This is a genomic window from [Flexibacter] sp. ATCC 35208 (assembly GCF_001975825.1).
Taxonomy (GTDB): domain Bacteria; phylum Bacteroidota; class Bacteroidia; order Chitinophagales; family Chitinophagaceae; genus Chitinophaga.
Genome location: NZ_MTKN01000033.1, coordinates 52924 through 73545, shown reverse-complemented (window position 1 = coordinate 73545; position 20622 = coordinate 52924). Strand labels below are relative to the sequence as shown.

15 protein-coding genes are annotated in these 20622 nt (G+C 44.7%); 7 read left to right on the top strand and 8 right to left on the bottom strand.

What is annotated here, in order from left to right:
* Positions 1-6 precede the first annotated feature (6 nt).
* Positions 7-213, bottom strand: a complete 207-nt coding sequence (locus BW716_RS20500; RefSeq protein WP_083725435.1) for a hypothetical protein — start codon at positions 211-213, stop codon at positions 7-9.
* Positions 214-453: 240 nt separating this feature from the next.
* On the opposite strand from BW716_RS20500, the gene BW716_RS38465 reads away from it, so the two are divergent.
* Positions 454-576 carry a hypothetical protein gene (locus BW716_RS38465; RefSeq protein ID WP_255373884.1) on the top strand — a complete coding sequence of 41 codons (123 nt, stop codon included), beginning with the start codon at positions 454-456 and terminating at the stop codon, positions 574-576.
* A 95-nt stretch (positions 577-671) separates the two neighbouring features.
* On the opposite strand, the gene BW716_RS20495 is transcribed toward BW716_RS38465, so the two are convergent.
* The 5 genes from BW716_RS20495 to BW716_RS20475 all read right to left on the bottom strand — a co-directional run bounded on the left by BW716_RS20495 (position 672) and on the right by BW716_RS20475 (position 6047).
* Positions 672-3203: a DUF5686 and carboxypeptidase regulatory-like domain-containing protein gene (locus BW716_RS20495; RefSeq protein WP_083725433.1), complete on the bottom strand. Its 2532-nt coding sequence runs from the start codon at positions 3201-3203 to the stop codon at positions 672-674.
* A gap of 67 nt (positions 3204-3270) precedes the next feature.
* A complete protein-coding gene (locus tag BW716_RS20490; RefSeq protein WP_083725431.1) occupies positions 3271-3621 on the bottom strand; it encodes a hypothetical protein in 351 nt (116 codons plus the stop codon).
* 26 nt (positions 3622-3647) lie between these two features.
* On the bottom strand, positions 3648-4223 hold the full coding sequence (locus tag BW716_RS20485; protein ID WP_143708937.1) for a hypothetical protein: 576 nt from the start codon (positions 4221-4223) through the stop codon (positions 3648-3650).
* Positions 4224-4385: 162 nt separating this feature from the next.
* Positions 4386-5567, bottom strand: a complete 1182-nt coding sequence (locus BW716_RS20480; protein WP_083725427.1) for a PLP-dependent aspartate aminotransferase family protein — start codon at positions 5565-5567, stop codon at positions 4386-4388.
* Between the two features lie 57 nt (positions 5568-5624).
* Entirely contained in the window at positions 5625-6047 is a 423-nt protein-coding gene (locus BW716_RS20475; RefSeq protein ID WP_083725425.1) for an OsmC family protein, read from the bottom strand.
* Between the two features lie 229 nt (positions 6048-6276).
* Here BW716_RS20475 and metX point away from each other — a divergent pair, with 229 nt between their 5' ends.
* The 6 genes from metX to BW716_RS20445 all read left to right on the top strand — a co-directional run bounded on the left by metX (position 6277) and on the right by BW716_RS20445 (position 16298).
* On the top strand, positions 6277-7293 hold the full coding sequence (metX, locus tag BW716_RS20470; RefSeq protein WP_083725423.1) for a homoserine O-acetyltransferase: 1017 nt from the start codon (positions 6277-6279) through the stop codon (positions 7291-7293).
* Positions 7294-7391: 98 nt separating this feature from the next.
* Positions 7392-7763, top strand: a complete 372-nt coding sequence (locus BW716_RS20465) for a hypothetical protein (RefSeq protein WP_083725421.1) — start codon at positions 7392-7394, stop codon at positions 7761-7763.
* A gap of 105 nt (positions 7764-7868) precedes the next feature.
* Positions 7869-9167: a TolC family protein gene (locus BW716_RS20460; protein WP_083725419.1), complete on the top strand. Its 1299-nt coding sequence runs from the start codon at positions 7869-7871 to the stop codon at positions 9165-9167.
* A 19-nt stretch (positions 9168-9186) separates the two neighbouring features.
* Positions 9187-10269, top strand: coding sequence for an efflux RND transporter periplasmic adaptor subunit (locus tag BW716_RS20455; protein ID WP_083725417.1), 1083 nt, complete (start codon positions 9187-9189; stop codon positions 10267-10269).
* 3 nt (positions 10270-10272) lie between these two features.
* Entirely contained in the window at positions 10273-13395 is a 3123-nt protein-coding gene (locus BW716_RS20450; protein ID WP_083725415.1) for an efflux RND transporter permease subunit, read from the top strand.
* A 152-nt stretch (positions 13396-13547) separates the two neighbouring features.
* Complete coding sequence (locus BW716_RS20445) at positions 13548-16298, top strand: TonB-dependent receptor (RefSeq protein WP_083725413.1); 2751 nt, start codon at positions 13548-13550, stop codon at positions 16296-16298.
* 72 nt (positions 16299-16370) lie between these two features.
* On the opposite strand, the gene BW716_RS20440 is transcribed toward BW716_RS20445, so the two are convergent.
* Together BW716_RS20440 and BW716_RS20435 are read right to left on the bottom strand one after the other, a co-directional pair.
* The gene (locus tag BW716_RS20440; RefSeq protein WP_083725411.1) at positions 16371-17810 is read right to left on the bottom strand and encodes a sulfatase-like hydrolase/transferase; all 1440 of its coding nucleotides are present in this window, start codon (positions 17808-17810) and stop codon (positions 16371-16373) included.
* A 3-nt stretch (positions 17811-17813) separates the two neighbouring features.
* Complete coding sequence (locus BW716_RS20435; protein ID WP_083725409.1) at positions 17814-20576, bottom strand: TonB-dependent receptor; 2763 nt, start codon at positions 20574-20576, stop codon at positions 17814-17816.
* Positions 20577-20622: the final 46 nt, after the last annotated feature.

Sequence of the window (20622 nt, the reverse complement as noted above, 5' to 3'; positions counted from 1 at the left end):
AAATTTTCACGCCTCCCAGACTGTAGGTTCTGAGGACCACTCATATAGAAGGGATGACATGTAATAAGCTGCACTACTGATAATCAATACATAACCTGTAAAACCGACCGTTAAATACTCCTGTAAACCTACCCAGTCATAGATTTCTGCAAAGTAGGCGAACGTAGCAAGTACTACACCCAGGATGAATGCGAATAATGCAATTCTCTTCATAAGGGGACATTTTAATTCACACGAACATGTTATAAAAGTCCAGACTATTCTGGCTTGAATTTAGATTACAAATATTATAACATGCTACAAATACAAAAAGTTCAGGTTGCCGCAGACATATCTGAACCCGTATAACTATCTGATTATTATTGTATATAAATTAATTTTAAGACTTGGCACTCTTTTTGACTTAAACGAACAGGACAAGTAATCAGCGTTTAACCCAAAAATGTGAATTTTATGAGTACAATTTTTCTTTACATCTTTTACTTCATCGTAGGATTGTGGATATACCGCCTCCTGGCTTACTTTTATGATCGTGATCCCAAAGAAAGCTATAAAACAAGAAAGGAAAGATATTAGGCAGGCAAGGGAAGGTCAATGGCAGACTTTCCCTTTTTTTATGAAATTATTTTCATTCCCTCTTTGAGGAATGCTTTTATTGAAAGAGCTGGCCTCTATGGCTCCGGCGTATTCTGCTGGCGCACCATCCCACCAAATAATCCTCCAAATCCTACCCTCACTCCTATGCGTGTCGCATCCTTACTTTGGTATCCCGCGATTACATCAATGCGCAACAGCTTAAAAATATTCTCCAACCCGGCAAAAACTTCTACATAATTGTTATTCTGGTTCACATAAAAAGCGTTAGAACCAGCTACCAGGTTCCATTTCAACCTGTTTAGCAAAGGGATTTTATTTGTCAGCAACCCGTTAAAATGATGCTCCACATTGGCGGTCGCATAAAATGGCGCCGTCGTGCTGTACCTGTAGTAAGGTGCCAGCTGGAAACTATTCAGATAGTTGATATTATAGAAGGTCTGGTTCCCGTTGAAGTGCTGATAATCAGGTATATCTACATGCTTATCATTCAGGAATCCACCCAATTTTACCCTATACATAAACTCCCCGAATAGCTTCAGGTTCATATTATCCTTGATCTGGAACTGCCATTTATCAAAATCCGCATCACTACCCGCTATACCATGGATCCCCTTGGTATACGTGACCCCAAAAATGGGATATTTAGAACCAAAGGCGATCTTCCTGTCCGGCAGCTCGATAAATTTCTGCCCTGGCTGGAAAGAGAACCCAAGTTCTGCCACCAAAGCCTGGTTCCGGGTAAATGGAATATCTGCCAGCTCGTAGGGATGGTTGGGAAGGAACTGTTTATTGCTGTTCTTAAAAAATACAAAGTCGGTGGTATTCTCCAATGGCATACGATCCTCATACCGTACCCCCAACCTGAGGAAAGAATTGTTCTCAAACCGTCGGGTAAACTGAAGCGTGGTAAAGTAATTCTCATACAGCTTCATATAATTCTCCTTCAGGAACAAGGTATAGAACTCATTTTCCAGGGGAGAAATAGGATTATCGTGATTGAACTGGCTTACCCTTTTCCCACCACCCAGTATCCAGGTATTCTGGCCAATGCGGTTGTGAATCCGGCTCTCCTGCGTCCATTGCAGATAAGTCCAGGCATTGAGGTGTGTATTGCTGAAACCATAGCGGATATAAGGCATGATCTTCAGCTCCTGTGACCGGGAAAGGTTCAGTTTCAGTTCAGGTTCCACATTTAGTACCAGCCCTTCTACAGTGTTGTACCCGAGTTGTTTAATCAACCCTTTCATAGACAGCTGATGTGAATAAATTCCTGTATCTCTCTGAAAGTAATAGTTATGTTTTGCCCCAGACCAGAAGAAGTCGGTAAATTTGACAGGGTGCTGGTGTTTGCGCAACGTATCGAGCGTACGGGAAGACCTGGCGCTGTCCCTCTCCGCCTGGGCAGTACTGTCTTTTACACGGAAGTCCTTTACTTCTTCCTTTTCTAGTGGCACGGGACGAATGCTATCCCAGTAGGCCAGTAGTTTTTTATCGAAAGCGGTATCGTACCGCATGATAGTATTATCGAAATGCTTCTTTTGGAAGTTAGGATGCAGGTCGTAATTTGAATATACATTCACAAAATTGCCCACCATATCAAACCCAAATTGTTTGATGCTCATGGTAATGACCTGATCTTTGGTACGCCAGACTTCATTGTTCACAGGTACATGGATCTGGCGGATGCGCAGGGTATCCATGATCTCAAGCTGATAATCCTGTGTAAGTAGCAGGTCTGCACTGTGGATCCGCCAGTCGTCGTCCGTGATAAAGATATAACCGGAGAACAGTGGTTCGAATTTCCTGCGGGGCATCACCTTTATTTTATTGACGGTTTTGCCATCATCCTGGAAGGTGCCTTCCAGCTGGTATTTATAATAGAGTAAGGCGTTTTCTGCAATGGGAGAAATGTAACCACGTTTGTTGAATTGAGTAATAACAGCGGTCACGTTGTTATCATAGAGGTCTATAAAAGCCGGAAAACTGAACCCAAATCCACCGCCACTCTGACGTGCAGAGAGTACTTCGACCTTTACATTGTCAGGCTCCTGAAAGTCTACGCGGGTCATAGATTCAGAGAGGAATACCACACCTTGCCCGGAAGAGTCGACACCCATGTCTTTCTTATCTAACTTCTTCCCGAAAAACTTTTCAGGCACATCCCTCAGCTTGAACATACCTTTGATATAATCATTGCAGGTATACTCATTTACCTGGTGACGGTAAAAGTTACGCTTTTTGATCGCTGCCCTGATAATGGCGTAAGCAGGGTCTTCCCCACCTGATTTAACCACCACTTCTTTGATCTGCATGCTTACGGGTTGTAAGGCAAAATCCAGCGTCTGTTCTGTATTGGTAATAATGACTTGTTTTTCCAGTTTACGATAGCCCATATACTGGCATACCAGTGTATAAGTGCCTGCTGGAATGTCCAGCTGATACTGTCCGGCAGCATTGCTGGTTGTACCAGTAGTGGTACCCTTTATGAAAATAGTTGCGTATGGAAGTGGGATTTGTTGTTCATTCGTAATACGTCCCTTGACAATGGTGGCCTGCGCGAGGTTAAACAACATACTAAAGAATACTGTCAATGCAGTGCTGTGCATAATTTCCTTTTATATGAAAAAGGATCGCTTTTGCCATTGACAAAAACGATCCTTCTAAAAATGAGTTTTATAGTGTCCTTTTGTACCGCAGATAACTACCTGATAAACTACCCAGGCCTGCCGTAAGCCCACCGATAAATGCGCTTACTACGCCAATCAATATCGGACTTTTAACCTTCAGAATCAATTCGCTCATCCTGTTTGCCAGGATGTGGTCATTCCGTACATCTGCCAGGAAGGCTAATGCCAGCCAAAGCAGGAACACGGCAATGAAGCCGTTCATAAAACTACGCAATGGCGGCAATGGAATGATTACAGCTACAACAAAAGCCGCAATTGCCACCGTCCACCATGCTAAAAACAAACCACCCAGATAACTGAGTATAACGATTAAGATAAAACGAGGGAAAGACTTCATAACGGGAAGATAACAAAAAGGGCTTATTATAACTGTAAAAAGCCTTCAATTTGTTTTTTCACACGTTGATAAGTATCAACCTGGAATACCTGCGAATTTGGAACGATAAGCTGATTCCAGCTGTAGCTTTCCTTGTAATCCCAGGCACTCTGCCCGTTGGATGCAAATACTTCCAGTTTGAAGCCGCGGGACTTGTCCATATCGTTGGTTAGTTTGAACCAATCCGGGCCTCCCTCTTTCCTGGCTTTATCAGCGCCTTTACCATAGGTTACCTGTACGGCAATTACGTACTTTACTTTCAGGAGAATGCACAACCCTGTTTTGTCCAGGTAGTAAGGCTGATCCGGTTCAATACCGGCATCTGTAAGCAGTTTGTTTGTTCTTCCTGCCGGTTGTAGCGTATCGCCACCGGCATAGAGAGAATTGTAGAGCGCCTCCTGTAAAAAGACACCAATCTTTTTAGTGTAATCTTGCATTTCAGGTGTAACCTCTCCTGCGGGAATACCATAGTTAACGGAGAACGGCAGAATAGCTACACCACGCTGCGCAAAGGCAGTAACTGTTGCCAAAAGGGCAAGGCATAGGAATAATGAACGACGCATAGGATTTAAAAAAAGTAGGTAAAAGGAAATAAAAAAGGACTGAACGAAAGATTATTCTTTGTTCAGTCCTTCAAATATGCAAAATAATTTGCTTATTTCCAACGCCTGATTAATATCAGCGATATAAACATGTATATTTTATCCGTATAGGAGTCCTATAGATTACTTACTCACTTCCAATGCCTGCGTAATATCTTCGATGATATCCTGTGCATTTTCCAATCCAACAGAGATACGGATCATACCAGGCGTAATACCCACTTTCAGTCTTTCCTCGTTAGTCAGTTTCGCATGTGTGGTACTTGCAGGGTGAGACGCAATACTGCGGCTATCGCCCAGGTTCGCCGTCAGGGTCAGCATTTTCAGGGCATCCAGGAAACGGGTGCCTTGTTCCAGTCCACCCTTCAGTTCAAAACATACTATACCACCGCCACCGGTCATTTGTGCCTTCGCTATTTCATGCTGAGGATGACTTTCGAGCATAGGGTATTTTACCCATTGCAGCAGTGAATTTCCTTCCAGTGCCTTAGCCAGTGCCAGCGCACTTTCGCAATGCCTTGCCATACGGATGTGCAGGGTTTCGAGGCTCTTGCTCAGTACCCATGCATTGAATGGAGACATTGCCGGACCTGTACTGCGGCAGAATGTATGGATCTCCTTAATCAGGTCTTTACGACCTACTACTACCCCACCTAATACGCGGCCCTGGCCATCCATCCACTTGGTAGCGGAGTGAGTTACAATGTGTGCGCCGAGTGCGATCGGCTTTTGCAATACAGGAGAAGCGAAGCAATTATCTACATTTAATATAACGCCATGCTTGTCGCAGATCTTTGCCAGCAGGCTGATATCAACTACTTCCAGACCTGGGTTGGAAGGAGTTTCTACAAACATCATCTTCGTATTCGGCCTGATCAGCGCTTCTACAGTTTCTGGTTTGTTGATATCAAAGTAAGTGTACTCAATGCCCCATTTAGGAAGGAACTTAATGATTACAGTATGGGTAGAGCCAAATATAGAGCTGGCAGAGAGCAGGTGATCACCTGTTTTCATAAGGGCCATGAAGCTCGCAAATATGGCGCTCATACCGGAGGCGGTAGCATAACCATCTTCAGCCAGTTCCAGGCTACATACTTTACGTACAAATTCGTCTACGTTCGGGTTGCTGAAACGGCTGTATATATTATTATCTGTTTCATCTGCAAAGGTAGCGCGCATTTCTTCTGCACTGTCGTAGGTAAAACTGGATGTAAGGAAGAGAGGTGTAGAGTGTTCCATCTGCCACGTCTTCTCTGTTTGTATTCTGACTGCGTTCGTTTCCGGCCGGTATTGATCTTTCTCCATTACTTATTTAAGTTATTTATGTACAATTTGACTTTGTCAAGTATTTATTTGCCTCAATCAACCATTTACCCTGGTTTCCCATGTCAGGTTGCCTCCTGCGCGACGAAGGGTCTCTGCAACGGAGCAATATTTAGTCATAGAAAGTTCTACTGCTCTTGCGGCCTTGTCAGGGTCCAGGCTGGTGCCGGAAAGGTGGAATATAATATGAACGTTCTCCCAGATGGAAGGCTCCTTACCTTTTTCGCGCTCTCCGTCTATTTCGATTTTAAAGTCCGTCAGTTCCTGGCGTTGTTTTTTCAGGATCATGGCTACATCAATAGCGGAGCAGCCACCGAGTCCCATCAGCAACATCTGCATTGGTCTTACGCCGTTATTCTTACCACCATTCTCAAGGGAAGAGTCCATTAAAACTTTATGCCCCTGCTCATCTACAGCTTCCATGTTGAATGCGTCGTCGATTCTCTGTAATGAAATCTTCATATTCGGTGTTATTTATCCTACAAATATAAGCAATGCGGCAGGATTTTTAGAAGTCATAAATTATTCAAAACCGGACAGGCTCAGATTATTTTGCCACCGAATAAATAAAATGGAGATGCATTTTCCATGCTTCTTCAGGCGTTAATAAATTTGATGATTTCCAAATTTCTCTTCATTTTCTTGACTTATACGGCTCATATGTTATATTTGCGCAAATTTTTCCGGGGTTTTGACGGTACAGATCTATCATAATACGCACACATTTACACTGGAGTCCGGGGTCGTGTTACCGGAGTTGCAAATCGCCTATCACACATACGGTACGCTGAATCATAGCAAAAGTAATGTGATATGGATCTGCCATGCCCTCACCGCCAATTCGGATGTAGCCGACTGGTGGAAAGGCCTCATTGGTCCGGGCAAGGCTATTGACCCTGCCCGTCACTTCATTGTATGTGCAAACATATTGGGCTCCTGCTATGGCAGTTCAGGCCCGCTTTCCATCAATCCTGCAACCGGGAAGCCTTATTTTTCCACCTTCCCGCAAATAACCGTGCGGGATATGGTGCAGGCACATACCCTGCTGCGCCAACACCTGGGCATTGACGAAATTCTATTGCTCATGGGCGGCTCCATGGGGGGCTACCAAAGCCTGGAATGGGCACTGCTGGAACCAACCCGTATCCGTCAGCTCTGCCTGCTCAGCACCGGCGCTTCAGAAAGCGCCTGGGGAATCGCCATACATACCGCTCAGCGTCTCGCTATTGAGGCCGACAGCACCTGGCGGGAACATCGTCCGGATGCCGGCGCAAACGGCTTAAAAGCCGCCAGAGCCATTGGTATGCTCACCTATCGTAACTACCAGACCTTCGTTCGTACCCAGTCCGACCCGGACAATGATAAGACCGACGACTTCAAGGCTGCATCTTATATCAACTACCAGGGCGACAAACTCGTAAAACGCTTCAATGCCCAGGCCTACTGGCGCCTCACCAAAGCGATGGATAGTCACAACATCGCCCGCGGCCGTGTCACCGATCTGGCAGGTACCCTTGCCCTCATTCAACAACCTACACTCATTGTAGGTATCACCAGCGATGTGCTCTGCCCACCTGAAGAACAACACTTCCTCGCCAAACATATTCCGGACGCTACCTATCACGAAATCGATTCTTCGTATGGCCATGATGGTTTCCTCATCGAAGTAGATATGATAGGTACACTGTTAAATAACTGGTTATTATAATTTGATCAATGCGTTAAAATCTGATTAAAAAGGTCTTAAAATTCCTTAAGACCCTTTAAACTGTTATAGCCTCCATCTATCTTTGTATCAGATTTAGCATGACAAAGGCATTTTCATACATATTACTCTTCCTACATATTGCGACTACTATGTTTATCCCGGTCGCGGATGAGAAGGATATTTATGATACCCGAGGCCGACAGATCAATGATGTCAACACACTCTTCGATTTTGTCAATCATGTAGTGCTGGGCAATACAGAGGTCAACCAGCAGGACGAAGACGATGATCAGCCACACTATTTCACCGGAAGCAATAGCGTGTCTTATTATATCTCAAGTCAACAGGAAATCGCCTGTAGCAGACAGGAACCCTCTACCAGCGACTTAGCTGTGGCGTACCCGCTATTGGCAGTACAAAAGCCGCTGGCTATCGCCTACGAAATTCTTACACCACCCCCGGAAGTCTAACTTTTACTTTATAAGTCATGAACTTTTATCAGCTTTTCAGGTTGATAAAGGAGCTTCGTGTACATACAGACCTAACACATTAAAATAGTATTAAATTCAAATCAGATGTATAGTCGGGATTCTAAAACAAAGCGCCCTCCCCGGATTGTAGCCAGTTGTATCATTATGTTGTTATTCGCATTCAAGGCATCTGCACAGGACACCGTGCACATTAGCCTGCAGGATGCGGAGAAACAATTCCTGGATAAAAACCTGGACCTGCTGGCAGAGAAATACAATATCTCTATCGCCCGCGCGCAGATCATCCAGTCTAAATTGTACAACAATCCCACCCTTCAGGTAAGCGGGAATCTGTACAATCCTGACAGGAAACAATTTTTTGATGTCAGCAATCAACATGGTCAATATGAGATCGGCATTACCCAGCTCATCTCATTGGCAGGCAAAAGAAACAAACAGGTAAAGCTCGCGCAAACGACTGCGGCCATGTCTGAAAATGCCTTCTTCGACCTGCTGAGAACCCTGCGTTACTCTCTCCGTAGTAACTTCTACCAGGCTTACTACCTGCAGAATTCTATGAGGGCTTATGCAGACCAGATCATCGCTCTTGAAAAGATGGATGCTACCTACAAGGATTTACAGTCCAAAGGTCTCGTAACCCTGAAAGACGCCGTGCGTCTCCGCTCCCTGCTTTATAGCCTCAAAGCGGACCGCACTGCTATGGAAAACCAGGTGCTTGATATCGAATCTGAACTGCAGATCCTACTTGCAAACAATCATGCATATTATGTAATTGATATGCCTGAAAATGCAGCGGCAAACCTGCCTGCTATCCGCAATACCAGTCTGGCCAGCCTGGTAGACACCGCATATGCCAACCGTCAGGATCTGCTAATGGCCCAAAACAATCTGCTCTATAACCAGCAAAACCTGAAACTGCAAAAAGCCATGGCTGTACCTGACCTGAACCTCGGTGCAGACTTTGATAAGCGCGGCAGCTTCGTGGACAATGCCTCTTTCCTTACTGTCGGTATTGATCTCCCCTTCTTCAACAGGAACCAGGGTAATATCAAATCTGCCAGCTACAGCATCGATCAGAATAAGCTACTGGTAACTCAGCAAACACAAAAGGTGGAAAATGAAGTGCAAACCGCTTATGTGAAAGCATTGAACACAGACAAAATGCTGGAATCAGTAGATCCGGAGTTCCGTGGGCAGTTCGAACAACTGCTGAAATCAGTGACTGACAACTTCCTGAAAAAGAACCTCAGCCTGCTGGAGCTCACTGACTTCTACGACTCTTATAAAGAAAATATGCTGCAACTAAACCAATTGCAAAATGATAGGATGCAAGCTATAGAGACGCTCAATTTCGCAGTTGGTAAAACTTTGTTCAATAATTAATCACAACCTTAGTATAGTCATGAAACCTTTTGTTATATATCTCTTTCCTGTTGCACTCGGATGCATGCTTACAGCATGTGGTGGTCACACGCCTGAAGTAGTCAAAGATGAAAACGCACTGTCAGATAGCCTGGTAAAGAATGTGCAAACCGCACCAGCTACATTTGAAAATCCTTCGGAAACTATCAAACTGAATGGTAAGATCGTTCCGGACGAAACCAAAGAAGCTAAAGTATATGCGCTGGTGAGTGGTAAGATCAGATCAGTGAATGTAGAACTGGGCGATTTTGTAAAACAGGGTCAGCTCCTCGCCTTACTGCAAAGTACCGAAGTAGCAGGCATCAGCAACGATGTATCTGTGGCCGAGTCCAATGTAGCCCTGGCGAAGAAAAATGTTGAAACCCAGAAGTCTCTCTTCGAAGGTAACCTAGCTACCCAACAGGATTACCTGGGTGCACAGATCGAAGAAAAGAAAGCTGAATCTGAACTGAACCGCGCCCGCTCCGTAGCCAGCATCACCGGTGGCAGCAGCTCAGCATATACTTTGAAAGCACCGATCAGCGGTTATATAATTGAGAAAAATATTAGCAACAACTCCGAAGTTCGCCAGGACAACAGCGCGAACCTCTTCACTGTTGCCGACCTGAATACCGTTTGGATCATCGCAAATGTTTACGAAGCAGATATTCCTGCTATCAAACTGGGCGACGAAGTACGTGTCACTACCCTCGCAAATCCTGAAAAGGATTACATCGGTAAAATCGACAAAGTATACAATGTACTGGATCCTGCCAACCGTACCATGCAGGTGCGTATCAGCATGCAGAATGCAAGTGGGGAACTGAAACCAGAGATGTTTGCCACTGTAAAAGTAAATACCAAACCAGCCGCTACCAGCATGCTGAGCATCCCTGCCAATGCTGTGGTGATGGACAACAGCAAGCAGTATGTAGTAGTAAAAACAGCCAAAGGTCTTGAAATCCGTGAGATCAAAGTGATTCGACGTATCGACAACAGGGCGTTCATCTCTGGTCTGCAGGTAAATGACCAGGTAGTGACCAGCTCACAGGTATTTATTTATGATGCCCTTAATACAAAATAATCCATGCAGAAAGTCATAAAAAAGATAATTGCTTTTTCGTTAAAGAATAAGCTTTTCATAGGTTTTGCGACCATCGTCCTCGTCGTATGGGGTGTGATCGCATTCAAAAATATTCCCATTGAGGCTTTTCCGGATGTAACAAATACTCAGATCACTATTATTACCCAATGGCCAGGCAGAAGTGCCGAAGAGGTAGAAAAGTTTGTGACTGTGCCCGTGGAAATAGCCATGAACCCTGTACAGAAAAAAGAATCTGTTCGTTCTACGACTGTATTCGGTCTGTCAGTGGTGAAAGTGATCTTTGAAGATGGTGTGGACGATGCGTTTGCCCGTCAGCAGGTAAACAACCTGCTCCGTGATGTGGAACTGCCTGATGGTGCAGACCCTGATGTACAGCCCCCTACCGGCCCTACCGGTGAGATCTTCCGCTATACGCTGGAGAGCAAAACCAAGACGGTGAGAGAGCTGAAAACACTGCAGGACTGGGTGATTGAACGTCGCCTGTTGAACGTACCTGGTGTAGGCGATGTGGTGAGCTTTGGGGGGGAAGTAAAAACGTATGAAATTGCCGTAAACCCACAGAAACTCGCTTCTTATAATATCACCCCACTGGATGTATCAAACGCGATTTCCAAAAGTAATATCAACGTAGGTGGTGATGTGATCGTAGATAACTCACAGGCTTATGTAGTACGTGGTATTGGTTTGCTGAACAATGCGGAAGAAATTGGTAACATCATCGTTGACAACATCAATGGTACACCTATTTTAGTAAAAGATATCGGTACTGTGGCTATCTCTGCCCTGCCCCGCTTAGGTCAGGTAGGTCGTGATAAACAGAACGATGTGGTGGAAGGTATCATCGTCATGCGTAAAGGTGAAAACCCAAGTGAGGTGATCAAACGTGTGCAGGATAGGATTACCTACCTGAACGACAAAGTGCTGCCTCCCGATGTAAAGATCAATACATTCTATAACCGTAGTGACCTGATCGAATTCGCGACACACACCGTATTGCACAACATGCTGGAAGGTATCATCTTCGTAACGGTGATCGTATTCCTCTTTATGGCTGACTGGCGTACGACTGTGATCGTGGCGATTGTAATTCCACTGGCACTGCTGTTTGCATTTATCTGCCTCACACTAAAAGGCATGTCTGCGAACCTGCTGTCGATGGGGGCGATTGACTTCGGTATCATCATTGACGGTGCCGTCGTGATGGTGGAAGGGATCTTTGTGTTGTTAGATCAGCGGGCACACCAGATGGGTATGGAGCGGTTCAACAAACTTTCCAAACTGGGTATCATCAAGAATACCGGTGGTGAACTGGGTAAAGCGATCTTCTTCTCCAAACTGATCATCATCGCAGGTCTGTTGCCTATCTTCTCTTTCCAGAAAGTAGAAGGTAAGATGTTCTCTCCGTTGGCATGGACACTGGGCTTTGCGCTCTTAGGTGCATTGATCCTCACCCTGACCCTGATTCCATTGCTCAGTAGTATTTTACTGCGTAAGAATGTAAGAGAGAAACACAATATTTTTGTGGAGTTCATTACCAATGGTGTAATGAAAATGTTCGCCTGGACATATAGAAATAAACGGCTCTCTTTGCTGGTTGCGGTTGGTTTAGTGGTAGTAGGTCTGTTCAACTTCAAATTCCTGGGTAGTGAGTTCCTGCCTGAGCTGGATGAAGGTGCGATCTATATCCGTGCTACCTGTCCGCTCAGCGTATCGCTTGAAGAATCCAAATCTATCGCCAACAAAATGCGGCGTATTATCCTGTCTTATCCGGAGGTAAAACAGGTGATGTCGCAAACCGGTCGTCCAAATGATGGTACGGATGCAACAGGTTTCTACAACATCGAATTCCATGTGGATATCTATCCAAAAAAACAATGGAAGAGCGGTATTACGAAAGAAGAATTGATTGACCGTATGCAGCAGAAACTGGCTGTGTATCCGGGTATCAACCTGAACTTCTCCCAGCCGATCATGGACAACGTGGAAGAAGCGGTATCCGGTGTGAAAGGTTCCCTGTGTGTGAAGATCTATGGAGATAGTCTGGTGTATACTGAAGGCAAAGCCAATCAGGTATATGATATCATGAAGAACATTCCGGGTGTGACAGACTTAGGTGTCATCAAGAACATTGGTCAGCCTGAAATGGATATTGAACTGGATGAAAATAAAATGGCCCTGTATGGTGTAACGACTGCCGATGCCAATGCGATTATCGAAATGGCGATTGGTGGTAAAGCCGTTACACAGATCTATGAAGGTGAGCGTAAGTTCCAGCTGCGTCTGCGTTACGAAGAGCAATACCGTAACAATGCAGAAGCGATCAGTGACCTGATGGTACCTACCCTGCGTGGTGCAAAAGTACCTATCAAAAACATTGCGAACATCAAGACCCTGACAGGTCCGAGCATCATCTTCAGAGATGATAACAGGCGCTATACTGCTGTAAAATTCTCTGTACGTGGTCGTGATATGGGTAGTGTGATTGCGGAAGCACAGGCCAAAGTGAATAAGGATGTGAAGCTGGATAAAGGCTATGAAATGCAGTGGGCGGGAGACTTTGAAAACCAGCAACGTGCCACTCAGCGCCTTACTCAGGTAGTACCAATCAGTTTGATGCTGATCTTCCTGATCCTGTTTGTGATGTTTGGAAATGTGAAGGATGCAGGCCTTGTATTGATCAACGTACCATTTGCGATCATCGGGGGTATCGCTGCCCTGCTCATAAGTAACACAAACTTCAGTATCTCTGCAGGTATCGGTTTCATTGCACTCTTTGGTATCTGTATACAGAACGGGGTGATCCTCATATCGGTGTTTAAGAATAACATGGGCAAGGTGAAAAAGCACGACTTCAACCACCATACACTTGAAATATCCATAAGGGATGGTGTGCGCGAAAGGGTACGTCCGGTGGTAATGACAGCACTGATGGCGGCAATCGGGTTGTTACCGGCGGCATTGTCCAAAGGAATAGGTTCCGAGACTTCCAAACCACTGGCAATTGTAGTGATTGGGGGGCTGATTACGGCAACAATTCTGACGCTGTTAGTATTCCCGCTGTTCTTCTATCTTGGATATAGAAAAGTTGGTCAAAAAATGGATTAATTCAATTTAATAAAGCCGGCCGCAAGCCAGCGCCAAAAAGGAAGACTTCCACGTACAGCGGAAGCCTTCCTTTTTGTTTTTATTAACATAATTTACCTATATTCAATTAAAATTATACACCCCGTCAATCAAAATCGAAAAATCGCCACTATATGAAGAACTGCTTTGTAAAAGCCAGTCTGTGCTGTATGCTGTTATTACAGCTTTTCACGTTAGCATACGCCCAGCAAAAGACCATTACCGGTACCGTAACTAATAAGACTACCGGCGAACCCCTACCTGGTGTAACCGTTAGTTTAAAAGGTACCCTGTCGGGGACTATCACCGATGGCAGCGGCCACTATAAATTCAACACGACCCGATCGTTGCCGCTGACACTTATTTTCTCATCCGTAGGTTTTAAAAGCGAACAGGTACAGGTCTCGAATGAAGAAAGTAACAATATTCAGCTGAGCTCCACCGAAATCCTGGGTGAAGAAGTAGTAGTCGCCGCCAGCCGTGTATCAGAATCTATCCTTGCCTCCCCGGTGTCTATCGAAAAACTCAATGCTACCGCCATCAGGGAAACACCTACCCCCAATTTCTACGATGCACTCCCCTCTCTGAAAGGCGTAGAAACCAGTATGCAAAGCCTCACCTTCCGTACCGTAACGACCCGTGGTTTCAATACGAATGGAAACACCCGTTTTAATCAGCTGGTAGATGGCATGGATAACCAGGCCCCCGGTCTCAACTTCTCTGTAGGAAACATATTAGGCCTCTCCGAACTGGATGTCGCTTCTGTTGAATTACTGCCCGGTGCATCTTCCGCCCTGTACGGTGCAGGTGGTATGAACGGTACCCTGCTTATGACCAGCAAAAGCCCTTTTGAATACCAGGGACTGAGCCTTCGGTTGCAGAGTGGTGTAAACCATGTAGGTAAGCAACAACAACCTTATGTAGGTTTTATCCCGGACATTGCTGCCCGCTATGCAAAAGCTTTTGGTCGCTTTGCATTTAAGCTGAACCTCTGCTACCTGCAGGCAGATGACTGGCAGGCTTTGGATTCTACTAATTATGACCGTTTAAATGGCAAGACAAAAGCGGGTTTCTCACATGCCTCAGATCCCAATTATGATGGGGTGAATGTGTATGGTGATGAAATCACAACTACCTATGGCACCAGCGCAGGTTACCTGAATGGGGTGGCGGTGTCACGTACCGGTTACAGGGAAAAAGACCTGGTGGATTATGGTACTAAAAGTCTAAAATTAAGCGGTGCTTTACATTATAAATTCACCGATAACCTGGAAGGTATTATTCAGGGTAACTGGGGTAAAGGTACCACGGTGTATACCGGCTCCGACCGCTACTCTCTCCGCAATTTCGACATGGGACAGTATAAGGTGGAACTGAGAGGCAAACGCTTCTATTTAAGAGCATATACCACACAGGAACGTTCCGGCGAAGCCTACAACGCGACTGCGCTTGGTACCCTGCTCAATGAAACTTACAGCCCAAGTGCTACCTACGATGCTAATGGCGCTGTAACAGGTGGCTGGTTTGCAGAATATGCCACTGTTTACAATCAGGCAAGACTGGGTGTATTTCAGGGTGCACCGGGTGTAAAGACGGATCTGGAAGCACATGCCATTGCCCGTGGATATGCAGACAGAAACCGTTTAGTACCAGGTTCTGAAAACTTTAACACAGCGAAAAAGACAATTACGGAACGCTACATCGGGTTTGGTACTGATCGTAATGGTGCTAAATTCAATGATAAAACAAACCTGTACCACTATGAAGGATTCTATGATTTCACGGATCATGTAAAAGTACTGGAATTGCAGGCAGGAGCTAGTTTCCGCCATTACGCACTTAACTCAGACGGTACCATCTTCGACGATGCAAACGGACGTATTGGAATCAATGAATACGGTGGCTTTGTACAGGTGGGGAAGAAACTGATAAATGACAGGATTAAACTGACAGGTTCTGTGCGCTATGATAAGAACGAAAACTTTGATGGCAGGTTTACACCCCGTATCTCTGGTGTATTCACAGTAGCACCACAACACAATATCCGGCTCTCCTTCCAGACAGCTTATCGTAATCCTACCAACCAGGACCAGTACATAGATTTACCTATCCGCTCCAATACAAGACTGATTGGTGGCTTGCCTGCATTGATCTCAAAGTATGACCTGTATAATACAAAAGGCTATACACAGGCAAGCGTTCAGCAATATGCTGCAACCGGTGATCCTACCAAACTGGAAACGTATACCTTTGGTAAGTTCAGACCTGAGAGCGTGAGTTCTTATGAAGTAGGTTATAAGGGGCTGATCAATAACCGCCTGTTGATAGATGCTTACTACTATTACAGCAAGTATAAAAACTTCCTTTCTTACCTGGTACTGATCCAACCTACACAGCCGCTGGCTTCCGATCCATCATTTAGCAGAGCAAATATCTTTGCGACTTATGTAAACAATCCTACTGATGTGGTCACACAAGGGGGAGCGTTGGGACTGGAATATTTGATTGGTAAATGGACCATTACTGGCAATGTATCTTACAATGATATCACGAAGGATTCAAAGACATTATCTAATTCATTTAACACGCCTAAATATCGTTTCAATCTAGGTTTGTCAAATAGGAATGTATATAAGAATCTTGGATTTAATGTGATGTACAGATGGCAGGATGCGTTTACGTGGAATAGTAGTTTTGTGCAGGGTGAAGTAGCGGCGTATGCTACGCTGGATGCACAGGTGAACTATAGAATTCCAAAAGTGAATGCGACAATTAAAGTTGGTGGTTCGAATATAACTAACCACTATTATCAAACATCATTTGGTAATCCAAAGGCAGGAGGTATTTATTATATCTCTTTGCTTTTCGAAGACCTTCTGAAATAAATAAAAAACAACCTCTAAATTGAAACGCTTTTGCCATCGGCAAAAGCGTTTCAATTTAGTACTCAAAAATATTTAAATCGGGAAAGTATATTCCTCCCCTCTCTCCGAAACTGTCGCATTATACCGACTCTCCCACAAAGGAGAATGCACCTGCGTATCCTCATACTTCTTCAACTCCTCCTTCAATTGTTTCAACTCCTTCGGATGTGACGCTGACAGATCATTTTTCTCTTCCCTATCCTTAGACAGATCAAACAACCATTCTTTTTTATCATGCTCATTCACCACTAACTTCCAGTTCCCACTCCTAAACGCTTTTGAAAACCCACTTCTCCAAACAAATTGCTCATGGGGATGCTTATTCAACGTTCCCTTTTGTAAAAAAGGTACAAGGTTCACTCCATCATAAGTCCTGTCAGCAGGTAGTGTCGCACCGGACAATGCCGCAGCAGTAGCAAAAATATCCAGCGAAGATATCTCCTGTGCTGATGTCACGCCGCTGGCTATATGCCCCGTATAGCGTACATAAAATGGTACAGACAAACCACCTTCAAAGTGCGTACACTTGCCACCCCGCAAAGGATAATTATCTGTCGCACGGGTATAACTTGCACCACCATTATCACTGGTAAAGAAAATGATCGTATTATCTTCCTGACCAGATGCTTTCACCTGCGCCAATACCTGACCCACAGCATCATCCAGTGCTTCAATCATACCATAGTATATACGTTTAAGAGAATCCTTCTCTGTAGTTATCCTGTTGTAATAAGCCTTTGGCACCTGGAATGGATCATGCGGCGCATTAAAGGTCAGGTATAAAAAGTAAGGCTTGTCTTTATGCTGCTGTATAAACTGCGAAGCTTTATTAGCCAAAGAAAAAGTAAGGTAACCCGTATCCTGCACGACCTCTCTGCCTTCTCGAATAGCAGTCGCACCCTTACGTGGTGTCCATGCAATCTTATCCGTCAATGCCCATGGTGCACGAATGCCCACATATTTAGTGGTATCCAGTTCCCCTTCTGTATAAGGAGATAACCCTGCCTGAAAATAATAGCTGTAATCAAATCCTTTCTGATCAGGATAGAAGCCATCACCAGTACCCAGGTGCCATTTGCCTACGATGCCAGTAGCATACCCCTGCGCATGCAGCAACTGCGCCAGCGTGAGCTCAGAAGCTGGCAACCCATTCTGTGCAGCCCCACTACCATCTGGCATAAATTCATATCCAAATCGTACCTGGCTACGCCCCGTGATCAACCCCGCACGGGAAGGAGAACAAATTGGCGCTGCTGCATATGCAGTGGTGAACCGTATCCCACTTTTCCCTAATCCATCTATATTTGGCGTCCGTACTTTCGTATTTCCATACGCCTGCAGATCACTATATCCTAAGTCATCTGCCAATATTACAATGACATTCGGCGGACGGTTAGGCGCCGGCTTTTTGCCTGTAAAGCTGCACAATACAGCTGTGCCCAATGCGACAGGTAACAAAAATCTTCTTTTCATTTATTAGTGCTTTTTACTGAATAATTCATCAAAAGTGAAGCTCGCATAATACAAGCCGCCAATAGAAGGCCCACTCATATACTGCGTATAATATTTGTTCAGGATATTGCTTCCACCGATCCTGATCGTACTCTTCGCTGCGGGAATATGATAGGAAACCTGCGCATCCAGTGAACCCCATGCCGGTACATATCCATTCGCAATACTGGACACCCAGTTAATACCACCTGACCAGCGATAAGCCACATTAAATCCAAAGTTTTTATACACATGCGTATTCCCCAAACTAAAGCTTCCACTAAAACTGGGCGTATTAAACCCTCCTGAACTCAGGTAAGCATCCTTCGTCCCTGCCTGATCAAACCCATTATAAGTCGCATTCGCAGAGAAATGATAATCTTTTGGTAATACATAATCTACACCCAGAGATACTCCATAGTTATATACTTTAGAAGGTGTATTCGTATACACAGAATAACTGGAATAATTACCTCCGGCTACTGCGATTGCTGCCAGACTATCGTTGGATATCCCAGATGAGAGATTTACTTTACCCACGCCAATACCCTGTATAAATCCATCAAACTGTACCCAGAAAGCAGATACATCCACAAACAATTTATCATTCAACAATGAGCCCTTATAGCCCAGTTCAAATGTTAAGTTCTTCTCTGGTTTGATGTAATTGATAGGCGCAGCTACCAGCAGGGATTTATTCGCCTGAATAGCTTCATCCCTGTCTGTACCTGCGTTCACAGCTTTGTTGACAGCCGTATTAAACGCTGTTATACTGGAAGTGAAGTAAGAGTTCCCTATGATATCATAGGATTGCAGGTTCTGTTTGATACCACCCAATACCTGCGTAGTACCTAAGCGCAGATTTGCCCACGCATCCTGGAATACAGGCATTCGGTAACCATTCTGAAAAGATAAACGAAAATTATGCTGAGGTGTAGGAGAATACACCAACCCAAGCCGTGAAGTGAATTGTCCATCTATATATTGTGCCTTATCATAGCGCACGGAACCTGTCGCTTTTAATTTGCCGGGAATAATCTCCCTGCTTAACTGCACAAAAGCACCGCCTTTCCATGTGGTAATAGGACTTCCCGTAGTATCAGGATAAAAGGTACCATCAGAGCGCAAAGAACTAAATCTGTAATCTGCACCAATCTGCACATCCAAAATTTTAGAGGTCCATTTAGACAGATCCGCCTGCAATTCATTATGAATAAAATACCCTCTGGAAATAAACTTCGCACCTGAAGTCCAGCTGCCAATGCGTTTTAAACTATCGGCTATATGATTAAAAGAGGTAGTACCTGCTTCAATACGACCGTTATCAGCAGCGGTTCTTGCGGCCTGCAGGGCAGTATTCATATTCCCTTCAGAAGAATAGTTACTATTAAATGCGGTAGTAAAATCACTATACCACTGGCTATCGCTCTTCCACGTACGATTAATATTATCAGCCAGGAAACGGATATTATAAGAATCCCCTGAGTTCTCCGTATTCACATATCCCTTATAAGAGATCACAGGAGATTTAAATGTGATCCCATGCTGTTGTACTGTGTAGTTTTTAAACTTCAGCTTATTTGCACGGGTAAAAATATTATCAACGATACCACCTTTGTAAGAATAAGACAACCGGGTATCATTATTGAATTTATACACTAAGGTTGCATCTGCTTTCAGCAATTTAGATGCATAATCAGTCAGCTCGGCTTCTTTATAACCTGTGCGGCTTACTACCACACTCTGGCTATTCAGAGTCAATGTCCGATAACTTTCATCGCCATACACATTCACACCATTGTACCCGGGATCCTGACGTGTGCCTATTGAACCATACCCAATTCCTGCATTCAAATTTGTCTGCCTGGCAGTATCACCGGAAGCCCAATCACTCCCACGGGTATATGCAAAGTTCACTTTAAATGCCAACCGGTCAGAAATCGCTTTCGCATACCGCAATGAAATACTGGTATATGCTGAGGGTGACACATAGTTATAAGGATTATGAAGATTATTTACCCCTCCTTTATAATTAAAACTCAGCCCCTGATGCAACCATGGATCCTTCGTGATTGTATTTACCAACCCATTCGTTGCACTCAACCCGTACAGCGCCGAAGACGCCCCCGGTATCAACTCCACACTCTCCACATCCAGATCCCCTGCGCCAATCGTATTCGCTATTGGGAAGTTCAATACCGGCGACTGATTATCCATCCCATCTACCAGCTGTACAAACCGCAAATTCGTAGGATTCTGGAACCCACGTGTATTATACACTGTAAACAGCAAACTCGTATTCAACGTATTCACCCCCTTTAGTGAAGAAATCGCCTCATAGGCACTCACGGCCGGGCTTTCTGCCAGCTGCCTGCTGCTTAACTTCTCGATGGTAACCGGTGAACGCAGGATGGATTCCGAATGACGTGACGCTGTCACTACCACGTCATTCAAGTGTGTAATTTGTTTTTCAGATAACGTAATTGTAACAAAGCTGGCATTCTTTAGCACCACTTCCTTATTACCATAACCAACGTAAGTCACCACCAGCTTCACGGGAAATGCCCCCGAAAAAGGTAAATGGAATACCCCCGCCGTATCGGTCAGCGCCCCTGTCGTGGTAGACTTAATCAATACACTCGCTCCCGGAACAGGGGTGCCTGTATCCGGATCTACTACTTTCCCCGTTAATTGTGCATGTGCTGTTATAGTCATCAACATGCCTATCAGTGCTAATATTGCTCTCATTTTTTTGCGACGATATTTTTAATTTGAGAGACAATGGCCATTAGTC

What these genes read in the sequence shown, in the direction of transcription:
- BW716_RS20485 (WP_143708937.1), bottom strand. Translation starts at nt 4,223, where the DNA reads ATGCGTCGTTCATTATTCCTATGCCTTGCCCTTTTGGCAACAGTTACT.
- BW716_RS20445 (WP_083725413.1), top strand. Translation starts at nt 13,548, where the DNA reads ATGAAGAACTGCTTTGTAAAAGCCAGTCTGTGCTGTATGCTGTTATTA.
- BW716_RS20455 (WP_083725417.1), top strand. Translation starts at nt 9,187, where the DNA reads ATGAAACCTTTTGTTATATATCTCTTTCCTGTTGCACTCGGATGCATG.
- BW716_RS20440 (WP_083725411.1), bottom strand. Translation starts at nt 17,810, where the DNA reads ATGAAAAGAAGATTTTTGTTACCTGTCGCATTGGGCACAGCTGTATTG.
- BW716_RS20465 (WP_083725421.1), top strand. Translation starts at nt 7,392, where the DNA reads ATGACAAAGGCATTTTCATACATATTACTCTTCCTACATATTGCGACT.
- BW716_RS38465 (WP_255373884.1), top strand. Translation starts at nt 454, where the DNA reads ATGAGTACAATTTTTCTTTACATCTTTTACTTCATCGTAGGATTGTGG.
- BW716_RS20460 (WP_083725419.1), top strand. Translation starts at nt 7,869, where the DNA reads ATGTATAGTCGGGATTCTAAAACAAAGCGCCCTCCCCGGATTGTAGCC.
- BW716_RS20435 (WP_083725409.1), bottom strand. Translation starts at nt 20,576, where the DNA reads ATGAGAGCAATATTAGCACTGATAGGCATGTTGATGACTATAACAGCA.
- BW716_RS20450 (WP_083725415.1), top strand. Translation starts at nt 10,273, where the DNA reads ATGCAGAAAGTCATAAAAAAGATAATTGCTTTTTCGTTAAAGAATAAG.
- BW716_RS20475 (WP_083725425.1), bottom strand. Translation starts at nt 6,047, where the DNA reads ATGAAGATTTCATTACAGAGAATCGACGACGCATTCAACATGGAAGCT.
- BW716_RS20480 (WP_083725427.1), bottom strand. Translation starts at nt 5,567, where the DNA reads ATGGAGAAAGATCAATACCGGCCGGAAACGAACGCAGTCAGAATACAA.
- BW716_RS20490 (WP_083725431.1), bottom strand. Translation starts at nt 3,621, where the DNA reads ATGAAGTCTTTCCCTCGTTTTATCTTAATCGTTATACTCAGTTATCTG.
- BW716_RS20495 (WP_083725433.1), bottom strand. Translation starts at nt 3,203, where the DNA reads ATGCACAGCACTGCATTGACAGTATTCTTTAGTATGTTGTTTAACCTC.
- BW716_RS20500 (WP_083725435.1), bottom strand. Translation starts at nt 213, where the DNA reads ATGAAGAGAATTGCATTATTCGCATTCATCCTGGGTGTAGTACTTGCT.